This is a genomic window from Reichenbachiella sp., assembly GCF_033344935.1.
GTDB lineage: Bacteria > Bacteroidota > Bacteroidia > Cytophagales > Cyclobacteriaceae > Reichenbachiella.
In genome coordinates, this window is sequence record NZ_JAWPMM010000001.1 from 339,444 (window position 1) to 360,802 (window position 21,359).

Genomic DNA, 21,359 nt, shown 5'->3' on the forward strand with positions numbered 1-21,359 from the left:
ATGAAGAGATTTTTTACCACAATGATGCTCTGCTGCCTGGCTGCTTCTTATTCAAAAGGCCAAAACATGGAGTCATCGATAAACACTACAAAAGACATGAATAGCTTCGTTTCCATTTTTGAAATTCCCGTAACGGATATCACTCGCGCCATCAATTTTTACCAGACCATTTTAGATATTGATATTGAAAGGATGGATTTTCCGGGTATGGAAATGGGTCTGTTCCCATATGAAAATCAGCTGGTTACCGGAGTTTTGATGAAAGGAGAAGGTTATCAACCATCGTCAGAAGGAGTAACGATATACTTGAACGGAGGTACAGACCTCCAAATTATTCTTGACAAGGTTGAAAACAATGGAGGGAAGATTTTGATACCCAAAACACCCCACGCCGATGAAAGTGGCTTTTTTGCTATTTTCATTGATTCAGAAGGCAATAAAATGGGTTTACATTCTCTTAAGTAATTGAAGCCCGCTGGTCACAAGACCAACTGGGGCATAAAACTCACGGAGCAATCTCATTCCATTTTTCCTGAATTTAAATTGATATAATAGAAGTTTTGGGAGGAGATTGCCACGTCGATTTTTTGCCTTTCGGCAAAATACTCTTCTCGCAATGACGTACTAAAACAATAAACAACCTAAATCTCCCTCTCCCGTTAAGGCATTTGTAGGACTAAAAATTAAATGCCTACCTTTGTAAAAATTATTATTAACCAATCGAGTAGAGCCAACCCTGGCAAGCTTTCGCATGAGTTGCGAAAATGATCATCATAAGATCATATCCGATAAGAAAGATTCTCACCCTTCCCCGTATCTTTGTTAGGATTGTGTTCGACTCCAATCACATCTTATTATATTCCCATACATGGCGAAAAAGAAAAAAGACAATAGGCGGAAAATCAACCGCACTAAAAAAGTACTAAACATAGACGTTGTAAGAAGACAAGTCGCCGGATTGTTCGAGGAGAACCCCGGAGAAGCCTTTACAGTCAAACAAATATTTAGCAAGGCTGGTTTGAGAGACAAACTGGCGAAGAAAGAAGGCCTCAACTTCGTGCTCGACCTAGAGCAGGAAGGCGCAGTAGAACAGTTGAGAAATGGATCATTCCGATCCAGAAAATCAAACACAGCATCAGGTCTGGAAGGTCTTGTAGATCATGTGAATCGTAGATTCGCCTACGTGATCTGTGAAGGTGAAGAAGAGGACATCTGGGTGAAAACCGATGATCTGAAAGGCGCCATTAACGGTGACCGAGTAGCTGTAAGGATCAAAAGTGGCGGCCGTCAGGGCAATAGGCCAGAAGGTGTCGTTACCAAAATTGTATCCAGAGGACGAACAGAGTTTGTGGGTAAAATTGAAGTACTCCCTAACTATGCCTTTGTAGTGCCAGACTTCAGAAAGATCTATCACGACATTTTTATCTACCCAGAAAAAATTGGTAAGGCCAAAACCAACGACAAGGTGCTGGTCAAAATCAAAGATTGGCATGGCGGCAAACAAAAGAATCCTGTAGGGCAAGTCGTAGAAGTACTAGGTCAAGCTGGTGATCATGAAACAGAGATTCATTCGATCATGGCCGAATTTGAGTTGCCCTTTAGATTTCCTAAGAATGTAGAAGCTGCTGCAGAGAAAATTCCTGTAGAAGTTCCAAAAGACGAAATCAAGAAAAGAAGAGATGTCCGGAAGACTACCACTTTTACGATTGACCCGGAAGATGCGAAGGATTTCGATGATGCGATATCGGTAGAGTATCTGAAAAATGGCAATTATGAAATCGGTGTGCACATCGCCGATGTGTCTTACTATGTGGAAGAAGACGGCATTCTCGATGACGAAGCGGTAAATAGAGCTACTTCGGTTTATTTGGTGGATCGAACAATTCCTATGTTACCCGAGAAACTATCAAACGGACTTTGTTCACTCAGGCCGAATGAAGAAAAACTCACTTTCTCTGCCATGTTTGAAATTACGCCAAAAGCGGAAATCAAAAACCAATGGTTCGGACGAACAGTGACGTACTCTGATCGCAGGTTTACCTACGAGGAGGCACAAGAAAGAATAGAATCTGGCGAAGGCGATTTTCAAGAAGAGATCAACTTACTCAATGGCTTGGCACATCAGCTCAAAGACAAACGTTTCAAAAAAGGAGCGATTGGTTTTGAAACTGTGGAGGTCAAATTCAAGTTGGACGAAACAGGAAAGCCTATCGGACTTTTTCCAAAGGAAAGAAAAGACGCCCATAAACTGGTGGAAGAGTTCATGCTCTTGGCCAATAAGAAAGTAGCGGAGTTTGTCTTCAACAAACACAAAGGAGAAGATACATTCGTGTACAGAACACACGATGATCCTAATCCTGAAAAATTAGAAACGTTCTCTAAGTTCGCAGCGAAATTTGGTCACCGCATGAATCCGGGAAAAGATGTAGCCGACAATCTGAATACGCTGATGAATGATATTCATGGGAAGCCAGAGCAAAACGTATTGGAATCATTGGCAATCCGTACCATGTCTAAAGCGGTATATACCACCGAGCCTAAGGGTCACTTTGGATTGGCCTTTCCACACTATACGCATTTTACGTCACCAATTAGGAGATATCCGGATGTGATGGTTCATCGCTTGTTGCAGCACTATCTAGATGGAGGGAAATCTCCAAAAGTAGATCCTTATAACGAGTTGTGTCGTCATTCTTCGGAAAGAGAAAAAAGAGCAGCTGACGCCGAAAGAGCATCTATTAAATACAAGCAGGTTGAGTTTATGGCGATGGCCGAAAATCGTCCGTTTGCTGGTATTATATCTGGTGTAACTGAGTGGGGCATTTTTGTGGAAATCACAGAAACCAAATGTGAAGGGATGATCAGAACATCATCCATGACCGATGACTTCTACGAGTTTGACGAAAAGAACTTTCGCATGATTGGCAAACGAAACAAAAGGATGTTTACTTTGGGCGACGAAGTGACGGTGATGGTGGTAGACACCGACATCGACCGTAGAACCATAGATTTGGAATTTGTAGATCATGACTGAAGACATTAAAATCTTTCAACAAAAACTTAGCGAAAGATTGCTCGAATTGGATTTGGAGAAAGAGCCGAAAGAGCTCTACCAGCCTATTCATTATACATTGAGTTTAGGAGGCAAACGTATGCGTCCTATCCTTGTCATCATGGGCTACTTGTGTAACAAAGAGGACTGGGAAAAAATTATTGATCCGGCGTTGTCTATTGAGCTTTTTCATAATTTCACCTTGATCCATGATGACATCATGGATGAAGCCCCTCTTCGTAGAGGTGAACCGACCGTTTACAAAAAATGGAATAAGGACATCGCTATTTTATCTGGCGATGTACTGATGGTAATGGCGTATGACTTGCTTATGAGAGCGGAGTATTCGGATTTCAAATATATCCTGCGATTATTTAATCAATGTGCTGCAGAAGTTTGCGAAGGCCAGCAGTTGGACATGAATTTTGAGGAAACCTCTTCGGTTAGTGAAGCGGATTATTTGGAAATGATCCGACTCAAAACGGCCGTATTGTTAGGGTTCAGCTTGGAACTGGGTGGTTTACTTGGTGGCATGTCGAAAGAAGATGCCCATCACCTCAGAGATTTTGGAGTAAACATCGGTATTGGTTTTCAGCTCAAAGATGATCTTCTAGATGTGTATGGTGATGCACAAAAATTCGGTAAACAAGTGGGAGGCGATATTATTGCCAATAAAAAGACCCTATTACTTATAAAAGCGATTGAATTAGCCGAAGGCAAGCAAAAATTGGACTTGCATAATTTAATGGCGGATAAAGATATTGACCCAGACAAGAAAGTGAGGGAAATGAAGGCCATTTATGCCGATTTGAATATCGAAGCCATTGCAGAAAAAGCCATGAATGATCACTTCGAAAAAGGCTTTGACCAACTCAATGATCTTGAAAAAGCTGATTACAACCTCGCCCCACTTCGCGAATTCACGGAAGCATTAATTGCACGCGATCACTAGAAAGACTAGATAGGAAATCCCCTGATTGTGGTAATCACATATTCTCCTGATTTTAGATTGACTGACTCAAATTCGAATTGAATAGAGCCGTCTGAGAAAATCAGACCATCGAATGTTCCCAAAGAAGAGTTTCCGTCCTCGAGGACTATATTGGTTGTCCCGCTTACTCTGAATTCATTGTCATCATCACTGATGGCATTGGATAGATATTGACCACTTCTCACGATTCGGAAAGAGGTGGCTGAAGTTCCGTCACTCAGAGTATGTTCTACCAGATTATCAAATGTCAGTTCATAGGACCATCCCAACCGAGGGTATATGGTCATGCTCATCTGATCTTCGGATAAGAATAAATCTAAAGAACCTCTGTTGGTGCTTTGATGGGATAAACGGTCTCTATCATCAAAATAATCAGACGATGAATTATAGTCATAAGAACTTTGGCTGTAGTCTTGCGGAATACTGGTGAAATCACTGGATTCACAACTGAATAATAAGAGGAATATTATGTAGAATGTATGTTTCATGATGATTTTATCTAAGGTCGGAATAAAATTTCCACTGAAGGACAAACTGGAAAACGCCATTTCGCATATTGAATTCACTGAAATCCCCGCTTTCGAATATATCTAACAGGCCATAGTTATATCTGAAAGTCATGTTAACTACATTCGTGCTAAGACCAAACCCACCCAATACGCCTGCATCAAAACCTCTTACACCTGTCAGTTGCGTTCTATCGTTTTCAGTATTGACCTCCCACCAGGGAACAAACCGTTCGGCAGATAACAGGGAAGACCCATAACCACCGACTTGAAAAAATACCCTTTCATTGAACTTGATATTGGCTGCTAAGGCGGCCTTGATATAGTCGGCGGCAAAGGACACATTTTCTGTACCTTCGAATGCGCCAAGATCATGGAGGTAGGTGGTTGTTTTTTGAAAATGTCCACCCATATAGCTATAAGCCACTTCTGGTTGCAGAGCAATGCTTTTGGATAAATGAACGACAGCAAACATGCCTAAATCGAAGGTGACTCGATTTCTGATGGGCTCGTAGTATTCGATGCGATTGCTGTATACTATTGGCCCTCCGGTTCCACTCAAATGTGTGAAATTGATCGAATTATGAAGCCCAAATTCTACACCGGTTTGGCGCAGACTATCGCGTTGAGCGAGTGCTTTTTCGCACCACAGGATGGGTGCCAAAAGCACAAGTAGTTTTAGTGATTTGTCCATTGTTGTGAGTTTGTGTATAAGACAAAATTTCCGAAGTTATCCCTCAAAGTAGACGACTTTTAAAAGGCCTTAATTCTGCCCAAATTGACATATTTCGGAGTTTTTAGTTGATATTGCGACCAAAATCAGAATAAGTAGAATTTCAAATATGTCCTGGACCATCATCATCATTATTGCCAATGTAGTTGTAAGCTATATGGGCTTTCAAAACCACAATCTACAGTACAAACTCACCATGAATCCTGTAGCTATTTTGAGACATGGCCAGTGGTATCGTGTGGTCACGAGCGGGTTTATCCATTCCAACTGGGCGCACCTTGGGTTCAACATGTTTACCTTTTACTTTTTTGGTCGATTGGTAGAGCAAATTTTCACCGCTTTAAAAGGAGACTTGGGAGGAATATATTTTGTGGCTTTTTACCTACTAGGTATTGTGATTTCAGATTTACCTTCCTTGTTAAAACACAAAGATCACCCTCATTATAATTCATTGGGAGCTTCTGGTGGAGTAGCTGCGGTGGTGTTTTGTAGTATTTTGTTTTTCCCAACTAATGACATTTGCCTATATGGTTTCTTATGTATTCCTGGATTTATTCTTGGCGCACTGTATCTGATTTACTCCTATACTAAAGGCAAACAAATTTCAGATAACGTCAATCATGATGCACACTTGATTGGAGCAGTATTCGGATTAGTTTTTAGTGTGGTAATGGAGCCGAGGGTGTTGGCTAGTTTTATTCAACAGATATCCGAGTGGAATCCGTTTGGTTAAAAAAACGCTGTTAGAAATTATAGGCGGTGTATCCGTCAGAAAACTCTTCTTCGCTGAGGTCCGGGTTGATTTCTACGTTTCTGAATTCGTATTTCTCGAATAGCCCTTTTTCGTCATATACTTCGAGCTTCAGCGGAATTTGTCTTTTTTGATCGATGAACAAAACCATTTTAGCGGCATAGTCAGAAGGTAGTTGGATAATGTCCCCTTCCTTAACCTGACCAAATACACTTACGCTTTTATTTTTCTCATAGATCATGTACTCATTGAGCCTGTTTTTTAAAGCTATACTCGAGATACTCTCTCCACGTTTGACCACATGATTGTTATAAGTAAAGTTTGGGTTGACCATAGAAATGATCTCACAAGGTTGGCCGTTGAGGTTTCCGGTGCCGTGATCATTGAGTAAATCTGATATACCGTCCTTATGCTTATAGAATAGATATTCCATTACCGAAACGACGTAATCGTACCCACCTTCTAATATCGTATGGTGTTGATCTTTTCTCATCAACTCACCATTAGGATCGAGCTTCAAGTTTACCCAAGGGAATCCATTGGGGTTGACTAACGCTTTTTTCTCATCCAAGGGATGGGGGTATAGTACTTCAAGTCCGGTGTTTGGGGCCAACTCTTTAATGTAAATCTTGTATGGCCTCCTGTGCATCTTGATAGACACATGATTTTCCAAATAAGTCCCATTGATTCTTTCTGAACGAATCAATTCGTACTTAAGCGTTTCGATATTTCTCGTAGCGGCAAATACCTGCTTCACCTTTTCAGGCGCCGACTTTTTGCTCGGGTCTGTAAAGCTTAAAGAAAGGGTGGCAAAAAATGTAACTAACCAGAAATGAGACTTCATCATAATCTATTGAATGGCTGTAACCAACTCGTGTATTCTGTGATAAGACAAAAAATAAACGACTCACCCCCAAATGCATCTGTATTTTGTAAATTGCCGGCAAATCCAAGATGCTATGAAAAAGATTATTTCCCTGTTTTGCCTTTCCTTAATTATTCAAACCGTTTGGGCTCAAGAAGTGATGTCTCCGGAATTACTTTGGAGTTTAGGCCGAGTAAGTGGAGTAGGAATATCCACAGATGGTAAGAGTGCTGTATATGGCGTAACCAGGTATGATGTCAACTCCAATGAAAGTAACACGGAGTATTATTCCATCCCATTAAGCGGAGGAACGCCCATTAAGATAGATGACCCTAATAAACTAGTGGCTGATCCCAGTATTTCTCCCAATGGAAAGTACAAACTTTATCATCGCGCAGTAAAAATCTACAGCGTTACAGGCAAGGATTACTATCCAGAACTGGACAAATCTGAAGTACAGATCTACAATGACCTGATGTATCGACATTGGGATACTTGGGCAGATGGTTCATACAATCATGTATTTATGAGCAACGTAGATGGCTCCAACGAAGTGGACATTATGAAAAACAAAACTTTTCATAGTCCGACAAAACCTTTTGGGGATGAATCTGATTATATCTGGAGTCACAAAGGCGGTAAGGTTTTGTATGTGACTAAAGCGAAAACGGGAGCTGCTTATACCACCAGCACGAATACCGATATCTATTCTTATGACCTCAATACACAGACAACCACGAATCTAACCAAAGGAATGATGGGCTATGATAACAGCCCGGCCTATTCTAAATATGGCATTCTGGCTTGGTTGAGCATGAAGACAGATGGGAATGAGGCTGATAAAATCGATATCATCATCTCGGATAGATTTGGCAAAAAGAACCTAACGGAAAATTGGGATGGTTCGGCGGATAGCTTCCTATGGTCTGAGGATGGTAAAACGATTTATTTCATCGCCCCATTTGGTGGAGAAAAGCATTTGTTTGCTGTAGACTATCCAGGAAAGTCGAAGAAGCAGCCAGTCGTAAAACAAATTACTCAAGGACAGTTTGACGTGACAGGTTTTGTAGGTCAAAGTGGTAAGCAAATGATTGTATCCAGAACGGATATGAATCATGCTACAGAACTATACAGTGTAAACCTCAGTGATGGCAGTATGCAGCAATTGACGCATGTCAATGACGAAGTGTATAATAGCATAGGTTTGAGCAAAGTGGAAAAGCGAATGGTCACCACTACGGATAACAAACAAATGGTGACTTGGGTGATCTATCCTCCTAATTTTGACCCTGCAAAAAAGTATCCGACCTTGTTATATTGTCAAGGAGGTCCACACGGCGCGCTTTCACAATTCTATTCTTATCGCTGGAATTTTCAGGTCATGGCTGCTCAAGGATACATCGTAGTAGCACCTAATCGTAGAGGTATGTATGGCCATGGCGTAGAATGGAATGATCAAATCAGTAAAGACTACGGTGGTCAAAACATGCAAGACTATCTATCGGCCATCGATGATATGGCCAAGGAGCCATTTGTAGATGAAAACAGACTGGGGGCTGTTGGCGCTAGTTATGGTGGATATTCGGTTTTTTATCTGGCGGGCATGCACAACAAAAGATTCAAAACGTTCATTTCACATGATGGGATTTTCAACTGGCGGAGTATGTATGGCACGACTGAAGAAATGTTTTTTGTCGATTGGGAAATTGGAGGCCCATATTGGGACAAGAACAACGCTGCCGCACAAAAATCCTACGCAGAATTCAACCCCATTGAGTTCGTGCAAAACTGGGATAGTCCGATCATGATCGTGCAAGGAGGCAAAGATTATCGCGTACCTATTGGGCAAGGGTTGGAGGCATTTCAGGCCGCTCAATTATTAGGTATCAAGAGTCGATTGATTTATATCCCTAATGAAAACCACTGGGTGTTATCAGCACAAAACGGTTTGGTTTGGCAACGTGAGTTTTTTCGTTGGTTACAAGAAACCCTGTAGAAAATGAAGTGCGTGACCAACAAGGTTTGTTATGACACCAAAGAGCTGGCCGAAGATGCGCTTATCGAGCACCGCTCACGTCACTATCACAATGAAAACAGCGGGCCGATCAACGTTTATGAGTGCAGGGATTGTGGAACTTACCACTTCACGTCACAAGGAGAAGTAAGTGATTTGATCAAAGAGAACAAGTCCAAAATCGATGCTAATCGCGAGGCCAATTATTGGGAAAGGAAATTGAGATAAAAAAAGGGGTCACATTTGCGACCCCTTTTTACTACTAACTAATTACTCAACTTTACTCATCTTTAAAACCTTACATTCACCGTTAGGTTATACAATGAACCCAACTGGCTGAAATGATAACCATCGTAAGTCATTTGAGAATATCTTTGGTTGAATGTGATCAGGTTGGATTGATTTTGAACCTGAGCGGGATCATTCAACAAAGTTTCACCAGAGGCATTAAGTGCTTTAAACTCCCATTCTGGCAACACATTCAAGATGTTGTTTACATTGAAAGAGATATTTACTTTGTCACTAGCTCTGAAATTGACTCCCAAATCCGTTACTACTTTAGGCTTGAATTCAGTTTTTAGGTTAGAATCCATTCCTTGTTGTCTGAAGGTAGTCGTACCGAAGTAAGTGTTGTTTAAAGAGAATCCGAACTTACCTAAGTCATAGTTAATACCTAATATCCACTTAGTCTTTGGCCTTGAAGTAAAGAATAAGGCCTCTTGAGTCTCATTCACAACAGACTGACCAGCACCTGCTACCAAGTCAGGGTTTTTCACATCTCCATCTCTTTCGTTTTCAATCGTATAGTTTCCAGAAAGAGTGAATCCTAGAGTACCATTACCAACACCTAAGTTTTTGTAATTGGCTACGAAATCAATACCTGAAGTTTTAGTATCCAATGCATTAACGAAGAAACTCACATCACTTAAATTATTGTCCGCAAGTACTTGATCTAATGGCGTGCCTCCACCAGCTGTAGGGCCAATCTCAGTACTCAACACAATTCTATCAGACACGGATATATTGTAATAATCTACCGTGATATCAAAATTGTCAGATGGTCTCAATCCCATTCCAACAGTAAAATTGAAGGACTCTTCAGCATCCAACTGAGGAATACCTAAAAGTTTGGCTTGAGGAGATACATTGTTAACCAATCCACCAACTTGGATACCAGCTCCAGGCACAAAGCTGTACTGCGCTTTTTGAGTATAAATTTGGTGCAAGGTAGGTGCTCTGAAACCAGTAGACGCAGAGGCTCTTACGGTCATCTTATCATCCATCAATTTGTATCTGGAACTCAACTTCCAAACAAAGGCTTGCCCGAAATCACTATAATTTTCAGCTCTTACTGTACCGTTCAATAGGAAGTCTTCAGTGACATCAAAAGATAAATCAAAGTATCCACCGAAATTGTATCTATTGAATTTGCCCGAGTTCTCAGGGGTGTTACCAGCGAAAGAATCAGCTCCACCACCATCGTAAGAAGCTTTACCTCCTTCAATTACTGTAAACGTTTCGTTTCTAAACTCAGCACCGAAAGCCATCGCCAATGACGAAGAGATTTCTTTTGAGATATCGATGTTCCCAACAATATGATTGAACTTGGTTCCTCCTGGGTCGAAGCTAATTGGGCTATTTTCTCTGTAGAGTAAAGAACCCTCATTGATTTCTCCATCATCTACAGAGCCATTGCCATTGGCATCTAGCCAGGTAGAAGGCGAATAAACAAAGTTTCTATTGTGAGAATTGGTCACTTTATAAGTCTGAGTATTTCCTCCAACGGTGAAACTTCCATCATAAGTCCAACCATTCATTTCGGATCTTACCCCTAGCGTTCCATTATAGTCATTCAACAATCCGTCGAAAGTTGGCACATACCCGTCGTATCCTCCGGGATTCGTAGGGTGGTTGCCAGGAAAGAAATCTGCTAAGTATGGCATGTCAGCTACAGTTCTCCAATAAGGAGTTCTATAGTTGGCGTAACTGTTTACGTTCTTATAAACGTATGCACCATTAAAATATCCCTTGGTATTGTCGCTGATATTGAATCCACCATTTACTAAAAATTTAGCAGCTGTTGTTTCTGGAGAACCATTGATATTTCCTGCATCAGGTCTTCTGTTCAAGAATTCCTGAACATCTGCGAGTGCCGCACCAAAATCAGAAGCCTCACCTTGAGCGTTTACTGTTCCCGGTCTGTTGGCTAACTCTCTTTTCGAGAAATCAACCGTGTAGTTTAAGAACCCTCCATTTCCAAGGCCAGTACCTGCATTTAGGCTTACTCCTACAGACTCACCATCACCTTCGCCTGTGATTCCAGCTCTTAAAGTTACTGAGCCATAGTCCACGTCATCTTTAAGGATGATATTCATGACACCAGCGATGGCATCAGAACCATACTGTGCAGACGCTCCATCTCTCAATATCTCGACTCTTTCAATCGCATCCTGAGGAATGGCAGATATGTCTGCACCAGTTTCACCTCTACCTGGAGAAGTTTGTGTGTAAAGCAATGCACTTAGATTCTTTCTTTTTCCATTGATCAAAATCAAGGTTCTACTTGGTCCCATGTTTCTAATTTCATAAGGGTCAAGTAGCGAAGTCGCATCGTTTACCGGTGTTTGCACGGAGTTGAAAGAAGGCACTCTATACGTCAAGGCCTTATCAAAAGTATTTTGCCCGGTGCTAGTTAGGTCCTTGGCATCCAGAATGTCTACTGGCACAGCAGTGTCAACATTAGACCTAGGTCTACTCCTAGTACCTACTACTACCAATTCATTTAGCAATTCCACATTCTCTTCGATAGTGACATTCAAAGTTTTGTTTTCACCCGAAGCGACGGTAACACTCTGTGTTTTTTTGTTGTACCCAACAAAAGCAACAGAAACATCGTGCGTGCCAGCTGGCACTTTCAATGAATAGGTACCATTCACGTCTGTGATTGTACCGTTGCTACTGGAGATACTTACTGTAGCTCCAATTACGGGTCCGTTTTTGTCAGAAACGGTACCGCTGATTTGCTGAGCATGGACCAAAAATGGCATGGCCAGCAACATTAAAATCTGTAATGATTTCTTCATGTTAAATTTATTTTAGTTGATATAGATATAGGCGCGGTTGTCTGCGCTTGTTTAGATATACAGATGATTATGGGCTAGCACCCACTCCAACTAGAATAAAATTTTTATTTTTTCTTCGGGACAGAATAAATGGCTTGAAATAGAATGAACTCAAGTAGAATCAACGGAACCGGAATTGGAAAGAATTAACCTTAACTTAATATTGAATACTAAACCCTCTCCTAAGTATTTGCGTTCTTTGTGGTAGAAAATAGTTGCAGACGTGCAGCTACCAAAGACACAGCGGGGATGACCAAGCAAAAGTAGATCGTCGCGAAAGGGGTTTTATGAACAAGAAGCCTCAGCTGAACTGGCCAACGCCGGTTTTTTTTGTGCCTAATTTTTTCTGAAAGGCAGATCACCCTATCAATAACTGTCATTTAACAGTTTAATTTATGCCATAAAAATCGACTGTTCGTGTTATCTGCCATAGTTATCGATTATGGGCCCTCCTAGATTTGTAATACAATTTTAATATGAGAAAATGCTTACAATCGGGGTATTGGAGATGCCGGTACTCCGAATTTTCACTCACTAAAATTTTGGATTATGACAAATACAGTATCAATTACTCCTTACCATAAAAAACTTGTTCGGGCTACGTTTTGGATGGTAGAACCTAAAGCGGACGAGGCAGCAGAAATCTTTTATAATAAACTTTTTGAAATGAGCCCTGAGCTCAAGCCTTTATTCAAAGGTGACATGAAAGATCAGGGAAGAAGAATGATGGAAATGTTAGCGACCGTTGTTAAGGGGCTGAACACTTTGGATGTATTGGCACCATTGGTTAGAAGTATGGGAAGAAGACACGTGAATTATGGAATCAAAACAGAACACTACCACATGGCGGCTACAGCGCTCATGTATTCTCTCAAAGAAGAGCTCAAAGAAAACTGGAATGAAGAAGTTGAATCAGCTTGGCTCGAAGTCTACCAAACAGTTTCATGTATCATGCAATCTGCTTAAATCATGACATTCAAAAAATATGTTCGAATAGCCATCAGCTTAATTTCCTATATGCTCATCATGTTGCTAGTAATTGCTGGCTGAATGGAGTCTCGTAAATAATGAGCTATAGTGTTGCTTTCAGCGCTTGAATCAGTTTCTTCATATCCCTTTCGTCATTGTATACATGCGGAGATACTCGAATAAACTCTCCACGAATAGAGACACTTACTCGATTTACTTTTAGCGCTGTGGCAAGGTTTTCCATTTTTTCCTTAGGAAACTTGATGCCGAATAGGTGAGCACTGCGGGCCGATGAATCTTCGACGTAAAGTCCAAGTTGCTTTACTTCGTGCAATGGCGATTGGATCAGGTCTTGACAATATTGCTGAATATTCTCCACCCCCCATTTTCGTATTTCTTTAATTGAGGCGATCAGCATCGGGTTGGCAATGAAGTTACTTTGCTGTCCCATGCCATAGCGCAAGGCACCCTCCATATATTCGTCTTGATAATTGACCAAATTGGCAAAATCATCACTGTGCAATCGATTGATCCAGTTTTGTTCTATCGGTTCCCCTTGATCGAATCTGGGGCCATAATAAGCGAGTCCAGAAGTATAGGGACCCAGCAGCCATTTGTATCCGGCTACAATCAACGCATCAGGTTTAATTTCTTGTATGTCGAAGGGTAGAGCGCCTATGGATTGCGTGCCATCAATTATCAAGGCTGCGCCAACTTCATCACATTTTTTTCGAATGGTTTTCAAATCAAACAAAGTACCATCTGCCCAATGGACATGACCGAGGCTTACGGCTTTAGTCTTTTGTGTAATGGCTTTTAATATTTCTTCATTCCATTTTTTACCTCGTTGTTCTTCGGTATCTGGCGCTGCCACAAGAATAAGGTCGGCTCCGTGCTTGTCGCAATGATTTTTCCAGGGATAGACATTACTCGGAAACTGCCCATCAGTTAATACAATATTTTCACCCTTTCCAACTGGAATATTGTTTACCACATTGCCAATACCATACGATACTGAAGGTATCATGACTATGCGGTTTGGCTCCGGGTTGTTGATCAAATCAGAATAAAGTATGCGTAAGGTCTCGGCATCCTTGAAAAAATCTTCTCCACTTACTTTATTCGGTTGGCGTTTGGCTTTGATTCCTTCTATGCCTGCCTTTTCCACTTTTTTGAGCAACGGCGCCATATAGGCGCAATTCAGGTAAGCGAATTTTTTGTTGAGATTAAATTTCTTTCTTTGACAGTTCATAGTGTGTGTTAATGCCGTTAACTTGTAAAAAGTGAAAAGTTATAAGTTAAAAAGTTATTTGGGATCGAAATCAATAAATTAATCTCCCAATAACCATTCAACCAATAACTTACTTGCGATGGATAAAGTTTTAGTTTTTGAGTCTAAGGAGCAAGCGGAAAGGGTCATTCCATTAAATGAGATCAGAAAAATTAGAATTGACAAACTTGAGATCTGTTTGGCAAATACAAGAAAAGGCTTTGTAGCTTTTGAAAAGGAATGCCCGCATCTGGGTGATGACCTGAGCAAGGGAAAAATTAACCCCGATTGTGAAGTGGTTTGTCCCTGGCATTCTTATCGATTCAATTTAACAACAGGAGACGAAAATGAAAATCGGTGCGACAGTCTGATTATCTATGGCACCGATTGGGAAAACGAACAGCTCTATGTGTTCGTCTGATTTTATTCTCCAGACTTTAATTCAGGAAGTTGATAATCAGTGAAAATACTCGGCTCCTTCATGAGCTTTTCTATTTCATCTGATTTACGTGGTGCTTTGTTAGACATCAATTCACAGCCATCTTTGGTAATCAAATAATCATCTTCAATTCTTACCGGAATGTCCCACCATTTTTTATCTGATGGGCTTCCACTTGGAATATAGATTCCTGGCTCAATGGTGATTGTCATGTTTTCTTCCAGATTACCATACATGCCCTTGTCATGAACATCCAATCCGATATGGTGGCAACAGCCATGTGGGTAGTATCTGTTTCTGCCAGTTTCTGGATTGATTACGTCCTGATCTGCTGTGCTTTCATACAAACCCAGTTCTACCAAACCATTATTCACGATTTCTTTAGTCGTTTCGTAAAGAACCGAGAAAGGAATGCCTGCCTTGCAAGTATCGGCTGCAGCTTGTTGAGCTTCATACACCAAATCGTAAATCAATTTTTGCTCCTTGGTGAATTTTCCGTTTACTGGTACCGTACGAGTGACGTCTGCGGTGTACCCATGATACTCTGCACCCAAATCCATCAGTATTAATTCCCCGTCTTCGATCGCAGGTTTATAGTTGTCAATATAGTGTAGCGTGCATCCATGATTTCCCGCACCTACGATACTTGGATAGCCTTCATATTCTGCCCCATATTTTTTGAAGACAAATTCATGTATGCCCTGAATTTCTGCTTCAGACATACCAGGCCTCATGGCTTTCATTACTTCTCGCTGACCTATAGTGGATATGTCTACAGCTTTTCTGATCAGTGCCAATTCTTCTTCAGTCTTGACTCCTCTAAGTTCTCTCATTAATGTATCGAGAGATACTACATCTAGATTATTTTTTTGTGGTTCGATGGACAAGTCCCCTTGATTATAGCCAGCCTTCTCTTTGAATTGTTCGATCAAGTCATAGAGGTCGCCTTCTTCTTTTGTATTTCTTACGTCATTGTGGAAGTCATAAAACAACACCTTGTCAAACGTTGAAAAATCAATGTTGAAAGCTTTGAAGTCAGGGTTTTCAAAAGCCATTTGAACATCCAGCTTTTCTGAAGCTCCGTCTTTGCCTAATCGAGGCCCATCATACAATTCTTTCAGTGCATCCCGACCTCTCACAAAAAGAATTTCGTTCAGCTTTTCTTCATTGATCTGTTGCTCCTCTTTAAATATCAACAAAACACCGTGCGGCTCCTTTTGTCCTGTCAGGTAGTAGAAGTTCGGATCCTGATGGTAGATATAATACACATCATTGGCCCTGTTGCGAATCGGATTAGCAAAAAAAACGGCTACAGAGTTGTTTGGCATTTTAGCTCTAAGCTCCGCCCGCCTTTCTTTATGAAACTCGCTATTCAAATCATCTGGACTCACCTTTTGCTGCGCTGATGCTAGTATTGGCAATACACACAACAGCATTCCTAAAATTTTTCTCATTTTGAAAACGTTAATGGTTTTGAGTGCAACATACGCATTGACGTATGAATATGCCAATGACAATATTAGTAAGCGGAGGACTGATGATTTGAATGGTAACAAAAAAGCCCCGATCAATGACCGAGGCTTTCAATATTTTTTTAGCGCCTAATTAGGCTGCTTTCTTGAAGCTTTCTCGTTTCACAGAAACTTCTAGCTTTTTGATATGGATCATGCCTAGCTTATCCATCACCCACATAATCATATAGGTTGGATCGATCTCGTGCCAACGGACACCACCGAAGTTGGCTCTGTTGCCATGCTTGTGGTGATTGTTGTGATAGCTCTCACCCATCATCAAGAAATCAAATGGAAGGAAATTTTTAGAAGTATCCCCTACTTTGAAATTTACATATCCATAAACATGGGCGAACCAATTGATAATTGCACCGTGAATAGGCGCCATCATCCAGGCCATTGGCAAGAATAGCCATTGCCACCAAGCAGTAGCAAAAGTAAAAAAGAAAGCGAAATAGGCAGTACCCCAAAGCAATCTTGATACCCAAGACCTTGCAAACCTGTCGAATGCAGGCCACTCAGGCACATCTCTGGTAAACCTTTCCTCAACTTCCATTTTTTTGCTAGTTATCGCAGAATATGTAGTTTTTGTACGCCACATCATAGCAAACAAATTGCCGTCGTATTTAGGCGAGTGCACATCCTTTTCTGTATCAGCATAAGCATGGTGCATACGGTGCATCACCCCATAACCATAGGCGCTTAGATAGTTAGAACCTTGAAATACCCAAGTAAGAAAGTAGCAAAGCTTCTCACCAAATCTTGACATCGTAAAACTCTGGTGCGCTGAATAGCGATGCAAGAAGAAGGTCTGAAAAAACAAACCACCATACCACATCACCAACATAAATATTAATATCTCCATTTCAATTGTTTGTAATCCTAATTACAAGGACAGTATCAACCCTTGTTTGTGACAAAGTTCGGTAAAAAAATCAATATTTTTTGATCGCGTGCTTTTTGACATCCGTATCTCTATCTTTGCGGATTGTTAAAAATTCACTTTCAATGGCGGAAACACTAAAAAATCAGGTAGCTAAAAATATAGATCAATTGGACCCACGTGATTTTATTATCATCAAGGGCGCGCGAGTCAACAACCTGAAGAATTTAAGTGTTGCTATTCCAAGAAATAAGCTGGTTGTGGTCACTGGATTATCCGGATCAGGGAAATCATCTTTAGCCTTTGATACGCTTTTCGCTGAAGGCCAGAGGAAATATGTAGAGAGTTTAAGTTCATATGCACGTCAGTTTCTAGGGCGGATGGAAAAGCCTGAAGTCGACTACATCAAAGGAGTTTCCCCAGCAGTGGCTATCGAGCAAAAGGTAAACACCAGAAATCCGCGTTCCACCGTGGGTACCACCACGGAGATTTACGATTACATCAAATTGCTCTACGCTAGAATAGGGCAAACGATCTCGCCTGTCAGCGGTAATCCGGTGAAAAGAGATACCGTATCTACTGTCGTGAATGCCATTAACCAATATGAAGACGGTACCAAATTTATGGTCAGCGCACCACTGACATTAGCTGCTGATCGTACCCTAGAAATAGAATTCAACATTTTGCTAAGCAAGGGTTTTACAAGAGTATTAGTAGATGGAGCGCTAGAGCAAATAGAAGATTTAGACCCTCAGAAAGTAGACCCTGGTAAAGTTGAAATTCTGATTGATCGTTTGAGTGTGAATAAGGAAGATGAAGATGCCACTTTCCGATTGTCTGATTCTGTACAAACTGCATTTTTCGAAGGTCATGGCGATTGTATCATTCATTTCCGTGAGGGCGAACCAAGAAAATTTTCTGATCGCTTTGAATTGGACGGCATGACGTTCGAAGAGCCGTCTGTCAATCTTTTTAGTTTCAACAACCCGTACGGCGCTTGTCGCAAGTGTGAAGGGTTTGGGAAGGTGCTGGGGATAGATCCGGATTTGGTCATTGCTGATAAAAACTTGTCGGTTTACGAAGGCGCCATTGTGCCTTGGCGCAGTGAGACCATGAAGAAGTGGTTGCAGCCCTTGCTCCATATGGCACATGATATAGACTTTCCAGTGCATCGTCCGGTGAAAGATTTGACTGAAGATGAATATGATTTGCTCTGGGAAGGAACAGGGAATTTTGAAGGGCTTCATGCCTTCTATGCTTTTATAGAATCTCAACTGCACAAAATTCAGTACCGTGTGATGCTTTCTCGCTATCGCGGAAAAACCACTTGCCCGGATTGTAAAGGCACCCGATTAAGGAAAGATGCTTTCTATGTAAAAGTGGGTGGCAAGGCTGTTTCGGAACTAGTATTAATGCCTATTGATCGGGCTTTAGACTTTTTCGAATCCCTTGAGTTGAGCGATTATGATCAAAAAGTAGCCAAGCGAATATTGAAGGAAATTCAAAACCGCTTGAGCTATATGAAAGAAGTGGGATTGGGTTATCTCACGTTGAATCGATTGACTTCCACTCTTTCAGGAGGTGAATATCAAAGAATCAAATTGGCTACTTCACTTGGAAGTGCGCTGGTAGGCTCGATGTACATTTTGGATGAACCAAGTATTGGTTTGCACCCGAGAGACACAGCCCGATTGGGCAATGTGTTGGAAACACTCAAACGACTAGGCAACACGGTCATCGTAGTAGAACACGAGGAGGAGGTGATGAAGCGGGCCGATCAGATCATTGACATTGGTCCTGCTGCTGGTATACATGGTGGTGAATTAGTCTTTCAGGGAGATTGGGAGGCGATTTTGGAAGAGAAGGAATCAGTGACCGCGAGATTTCTAAACGGCACCGAATTTATCCCGACCCCAACCCGAAGAAGACCATGGAAGCATAGCATTGATATTTTGGGTGCGAGAGAGAACAATCTAAAACGCATTGATGTTTCTATCCCGTTGGGCGTTTTGACTGTAGTTACTGGAGTGAGCGGTTCTGGCAAATCTACTTTGATTAGAAAAATATTATATCCTGCGCTAGGCAAGATCGTTGGTGTCACTGGCGAAGAAACCGGTAAGTTTGGTGAGCTCGATGGTGACTACAAAATGATCCAGCGTATGGAGATGATCGATCAAAATCCGCTGGGTAGAAGTTCTCGATCAAACCCAGTGACTTATGTGAAAGCTTACGATGCCATTCGTCAGCTTTATGCAGACCAGCCCACAGCCAAACAAAGAAATCTGAAACCAGCTCATTTCTCTTTTAATGTAGATGGTGGACGATGCGAAACTTGCCAGGGAGAGGGTGAAGTGAAAATCGAAATGCAGTTCATGGCAGACTTGCACTTGACCTGTGATGAATGTAAAGGAAAACGATTCAAGGAAGAAATTCTGGAAGTCACTTATAAGGACAAACACATTGCAGACATACTTGATTTGAGTATAGAAGAAAGCCTGTCTTTCTTTGAAGATCAAAAAGCAATTGTCTCAAAATTGCAGCCGCTAGATGATGTTGGACTGGGTTACGTGAAATTGGGGCAATCTTCTAACTCGCTCAGTGGAGGAGAAGCTCAGCGTGTGAAATTGGCGTCATTCCTTGGCAAAGGGCAGTCGGCTAATAAAGAAAAGATCCTTTTCATATTTGATGAACCTACGACTGGCCTGCACTTCAAAGACATTGAAAAACTATTGGATAGTATCAATGCGCTAGTGGACCAGGGCAATACAGTGCTGATCATTGAGCACAATATGGAAATAATCAAATCGGCAGATTGGATTATTGACCTTGGCCCTGATGGTGGAGATCATGGCGGACAGCTTTGTTTTGCTGGCACACCAGAAGATATGGTGAAGTTGGAGAATAATCATACAGCGAGGTATCTTAGAGAAAAAATCAACTGATGGTAACAACCGGACTAGAATCGCTTAAGAAGAACCATGCTGACATTAAAGGTAATGTAGGCTATCTGTGCCATGCGGCATCTATAGATTCCAACTACAACCATGGTATTGATATAGTCAAATCGATTTTCGGCTCCAGGCTAAAGAAGCTGTTTTCGCCACAGCATGGACTCTTTGCTGATGTGCAGGACAACATGGTGGAGTCTGATCATTTCCATCACAAACACTATGACCTACCGGTGTACAGCTTGTACTCGGATACAAGAAAGCCAACGAAACAAATGCTGGAAGGCTTGGATCATGTCCTGATCGACTTGCAAGATGTGGGAACAAGAGTATACACCTACATCTATACCATGACCTACATGATGGAGGCTTGCGCCGAAAATGATGTAGAAGTCATCATTTTAGATCGACCGAACCCGATTGGGGGGAAAAAAACAGAAGGAAACATCCTTGATTCAACCTATCGGTCCTTTGTCGGAAGACATGAGCTGCCCATGCGACACGGTCTTACGATGGGAGAGGTGGCTCTGATGGCCAAAAAGCATTGGGGAATAAATGGCGACTTGAGGATTATTGAGATGCAAGGCTGGCAGCGGGATCAATTTTTTTGGGATACCAAATTACCTTGGGTGCTACCTTCCCCCAACTTACCTAATCCGGAAACGGCCTTCTCATTTGTAGGAAGCGTGCTATTTGAAGGGACTAATATTTCGGAAGGTCGTGGTACGACCAAAAGCTTGGAAACTATAGGCCATCCAGAAATTCTGAATTATGATTTGCACCCTCAGCTGCTCAAAACATTTGAATCAGCAGGATTGACTGGGTTTATTCTAAGACCAGTTTCTTTCATGCCTACTTTTCAAAAGCATGCGGGACAAGTTTGTCACGGTTATCAAATTCATGTAACAGATTATAAAGGTTTTTCTCCTTGGTCTGTTGGACAGGTACTCTGTCGAGAATTTTTCCATCATCTAGGTAGAGACTTTCAGTGGAAACAACCGCCTTATGAATATGAAGAAGAGTTGCTTCCTATTGATATTCTAAATGGTACGGACTTGGTTCGAAGGTGGGTAGAATCGAATGGATCCATATATGAATTAAGGACGATCGAAAATGTAGGGATGTCTGATTTTTTGGACAAAAGAGCCGAAATATTAATCTATTAATACTTAATTCACACACTACTTAGTTTTTATCGTTAATTTTATATCCAGTTTGCCCAAAACTGATAAGTAAGTGTTTTCTCAGACACAATATGGTGTAGGCCAAAACCTATTCCCCTAGGTCTATTGGTGCGCCGAATAT

General features: G+C 41.4%; 17 protein-coding genes. 10 read left to right on the top strand and 7 right to left on the bottom strand.

Translation table 11 applies throughout. The features are described from left to right. The 3 genes from R8N23_RS01430 (at position 1) to R8N23_RS01440 (ending at position 4,004) form a co-directional block, all read left to right on the top strand. Positions 1-465 (top strand): VOC family protein, encoded by a 465-nt coding sequence (locus R8N23_RS01430; RefSeq protein WP_318169780.1) that lies wholly within the window; start codon positions 1-3, stop codon positions 463-465. Between the two features lie 403 nt (positions 466-868). Beyond that, on the top strand, positions 869-3,034 hold the full coding sequence (gene rnr / locus R8N23_RS01435; protein ID WP_318169781.1) for a ribonuclease R: 2,166 nt from the start codon (positions 869-871) through the stop codon (positions 3,032-3,034). Then, positions 3,027-4,004 carry a polyprenyl synthetase family protein gene (locus R8N23_RS01440; protein WP_318169782.1) on the top strand — a complete coding sequence of 326 codons (978 nt, stop codon included), beginning with the start codon at positions 3,027-3,029 and terminating at the stop codon, positions 4,002-4,004. Before rnr ends, R8N23_RS01440 begins: the two co-directional genes overlap by 8 nt. A gap of 5 nt (positions 4,005-4,009) precedes the next feature. On the opposite strand, the gene R8N23_RS01445 is transcribed toward R8N23_RS01440, so the two are convergent. Beyond that, positions 4,010-4,531: a hypothetical protein gene (locus R8N23_RS01445; RefSeq protein WP_318169783.1), complete on the bottom strand. Its 522-nt coding sequence runs from the start codon at positions 4,529-4,531 to the stop codon at positions 4,010-4,012. Positions 4,532-4,538: 7 nt separating this feature from the next. Next, entirely contained in the window at positions 4,539-5,243 is a 705-nt protein-coding gene (locus tag R8N23_RS01450; RefSeq protein ID WP_318169784.1) for a porin family protein, read from the bottom strand. Between the two features lie 148 nt (positions 5,244-5,391). On the opposite strand from R8N23_RS01450, the gene R8N23_RS01455 reads away from it, so the two are divergent. Further along, on the top strand, positions 5,392-6,015 hold the full coding sequence (locus R8N23_RS01455; RefSeq protein ID WP_318169785.1) for a rhomboid family intramembrane serine protease: 624 nt from the start codon (positions 5,392-5,394) through the stop codon (positions 6,013-6,015). A gap of 10 nt (positions 6,016-6,025) precedes the next feature. Here R8N23_RS01455 and R8N23_RS01460 read toward each other — a convergent pair whose 3' ends face one another. Then, positions 6,026-6,880, bottom strand: a complete 855-nt coding sequence (locus tag R8N23_RS01460; protein WP_318169786.1) for a DUF1571 domain-containing protein — start codon at positions 6,878-6,880, stop codon at positions 6,026-6,028. A 112-nt stretch (positions 6,881-6,992) separates the two neighbouring features. Between R8N23_RS01460 and R8N23_RS01465 the strand changes: the two genes are divergently transcribed. Together R8N23_RS01465 and R8N23_RS01470 are read left to right on the top strand one after the other, a co-directional pair. After that, positions 6,993-8,894, top strand: a complete 1,902-nt coding sequence (locus tag R8N23_RS01465; protein WP_318169787.1) for a S9 family peptidase — start codon at positions 6,993-6,995, stop codon at positions 8,892-8,894. Between the two features lie 3 nt (positions 8,895-8,897). Beyond that, the gene (locus R8N23_RS01470; protein ID WP_318169788.1) at positions 8,898-9,140 is read left to right on the top strand and encodes a hypothetical protein; all 243 of its coding nucleotides are present in this window, start codon (positions 8,898-8,900) and stop codon (positions 9,138-9,140) included. Positions 9,141-9,202: 62 nt separating this feature from the next. Here the strand turns inward: R8N23_RS01470 and R8N23_RS01475 are convergent, their stop codons facing one another. Beyond that, positions 9,203-11,995: a TonB-dependent receptor gene (locus R8N23_RS01475; protein WP_318169789.1), complete on the bottom strand. Its 2,793-nt coding sequence runs from the start codon at positions 11,993-11,995 to the stop codon at positions 9,203-9,205. A 588-nt stretch (positions 11,996-12,583) separates the two neighbouring features. Here R8N23_RS01475 and R8N23_RS01480 point away from each other — a divergent pair. Next, positions 12,584-13,000 (top strand): globin family protein, encoded by a 417-nt coding sequence (locus tag R8N23_RS01480; RefSeq protein ID WP_318169790.1) that lies wholly within the window; start codon positions 12,584-12,586, stop codon positions 12,998-13,000. A 106-nt stretch (positions 13,001-13,106) separates the two neighbouring features. On the opposite strand, the gene R8N23_RS01485 is transcribed toward R8N23_RS01480, so the two are convergent. Then, the gene (locus tag R8N23_RS01485) at positions 13,107-14,255 is read right to left on the bottom strand and encodes an aminotransferase class V-fold PLP-dependent enzyme (RefSeq protein WP_318169791.1); all 1,149 of its coding nucleotides are present in this window, start codon (positions 14,253-14,255) and stop codon (positions 13,107-13,109) included. 118 nt (positions 14,256-14,373) lie between these two features. Between R8N23_RS01485 and R8N23_RS01490 the strand changes: the two genes are divergently transcribed. Then, a complete protein-coding gene (locus tag R8N23_RS01490) occupies positions 14,374-14,694 on the top strand; it encodes a Rieske (2Fe-2S) protein (RefSeq protein ID WP_318169792.1) in 321 nt (106 codons plus the stop codon). Between the two features lie 2 nt (positions 14,695-14,696). Here the strand turns inward: R8N23_RS01490 and R8N23_RS01495 are convergent, their stop codons facing one another. Both R8N23_RS01495 and R8N23_RS01500 read right to left on the bottom strand, forming a co-directional pair. Next, positions 14,697-16,166, bottom strand: a complete 1,470-nt coding sequence (locus R8N23_RS01495) for an aminopeptidase P family protein (RefSeq protein WP_318169793.1) — start codon at positions 16,164-16,166, stop codon at positions 14,697-14,699. Between the two features lie 151 nt (positions 16,167-16,317). Beyond that, the gene (locus R8N23_RS01500; RefSeq protein WP_318169794.1) at positions 16,318-17,088 is read right to left on the bottom strand and encodes an acyl-CoA desaturase; all 771 of its coding nucleotides are present in this window, start codon (positions 17,086-17,088) and stop codon (positions 16,318-16,320) included. Between the two features lie 143 nt (positions 17,089-17,231). Between R8N23_RS01500 and uvrA the strand changes: the two genes are divergently transcribed. Then, positions 17,232-20,048, top strand: a complete 2,817-nt coding sequence (gene uvrA / locus R8N23_RS01505) for an excinuclease ABC subunit UvrA (protein WP_318169795.1) — start codon at positions 17,232-17,234, stop codon at positions 20,046-20,048. Then, positions 20,048-21,220 carry a DUF1343 domain-containing protein gene (locus tag R8N23_RS01510; protein ID WP_318169796.1) on the top strand — a complete coding sequence of 391 codons (1,173 nt, stop codon included), beginning with the start codon at positions 20,048-20,050 and terminating at the stop codon, positions 21,218-21,220. The genes uvrA and R8N23_RS01510 overlap by 1 nt, the downstream gene beginning before the upstream one ends. Positions 21,221-21,359 lie beyond the last annotated feature (139 nt).

Excerpts from the sequence above, each read along its gene's own strand:
- R8N23_RS01500 (WP_318169794.1), bottom strand. The coding sequence starts at position 17,088 with ATGGAGATATTAATATTTATGTTGGTGATGTGGTATGGTGGTTTGTTT.
- R8N23_RS01485 (WP_318169791.1), bottom strand. The coding sequence starts at position 14,255 with ATGAACTGTCAAAGAAAGAAATTTAATCTCAACAAAAAATTCGCTTAC.
- R8N23_RS01450 (WP_318169784.1), bottom strand. The coding sequence starts at position 5,243 with ATGGACAAATCACTAAAACTACTTGTGCTTTTGGCACCCATCCTGTGG.
- R8N23_RS01455 (WP_318169785.1), top strand. The coding sequence starts at position 5,392 with ATGTCCTGGACCATCATCATCATTATTGCCAATGTAGTTGTAAGCTAT.
- R8N23_RS01510 (WP_318169796.1), top strand. The coding sequence starts at position 20,048 with ATGGTAACAACCGGACTAGAATCGCTTAAGAAGAACCATGCTGACATT.
- R8N23_RS01445 (WP_318169783.1), bottom strand. The coding sequence starts at position 4,531 with ATGAAACATACATTCTACATAATATTCCTCTTATTATTCAGTTGTGAA.
- uvrA (WP_318169795.1), top strand. The coding sequence starts at position 17,232 with ATGGCGGAAACACTAAAAAATCAGGTAGCTAAAAATATAGATCAATTG.
- rnr (WP_318169781.1), top strand. The coding sequence starts at position 869 with ATGGCGAAAAAGAAAAAAGACAATAGGCGGAAAATCAACCGCACTAAA.
- R8N23_RS01470 (WP_318169788.1), top strand. The coding sequence starts at position 8,898 with ATGAAGTGCGTGACCAACAAGGTTTGTTATGACACCAAAGAGCTGGCC.
- R8N23_RS01495 (WP_318169793.1), bottom strand. The coding sequence starts at position 16,166 with ATGAGAAAAATTTTAGGAATGCTGTTGTGTGTATTGCCAATACTAGCA.
- R8N23_RS01430 (WP_318169780.1), top strand. The coding sequence starts at position 1 with ATGAAGAGATTTTTTACCACAATGATGCTCTGCTGCCTGGCTGCTTCT.
- R8N23_RS01475 (WP_318169789.1), bottom strand. The coding sequence starts at position 11,995 with ATGAAGAAATCATTACAGATTTTAATGTTGCTGGCCATGCCATTTTTG.
- R8N23_RS01460 (WP_318169786.1), bottom strand. The coding sequence starts at position 6,880 with ATGATGAAGTCTCATTTCTGGTTAGTTACATTTTTTGCCACCCTTTCT.
- R8N23_RS01465 (WP_318169787.1), top strand. The coding sequence starts at position 6,993 with ATGAAAAAGATTATTTCCCTGTTTTGCCTTTCCTTAATTATTCAAACC.
- R8N23_RS01440 (WP_318169782.1), top strand. The coding sequence starts at position 3,027 with ATGACTGAAGACATTAAAATCTTTCAACAAAAACTTAGCGAAAGATTG.
- R8N23_RS01490 (WP_318169792.1), top strand. The coding sequence starts at position 14,374 with ATGGATAAAGTTTTAGTTTTTGAGTCTAAGGAGCAAGCGGAAAGGGTC.
- R8N23_RS01480 (WP_318169790.1), top strand. The coding sequence starts at position 12,584 with ATGACAAATACAGTATCAATTACTCCTTACCATAAAAAACTTGTTCGG.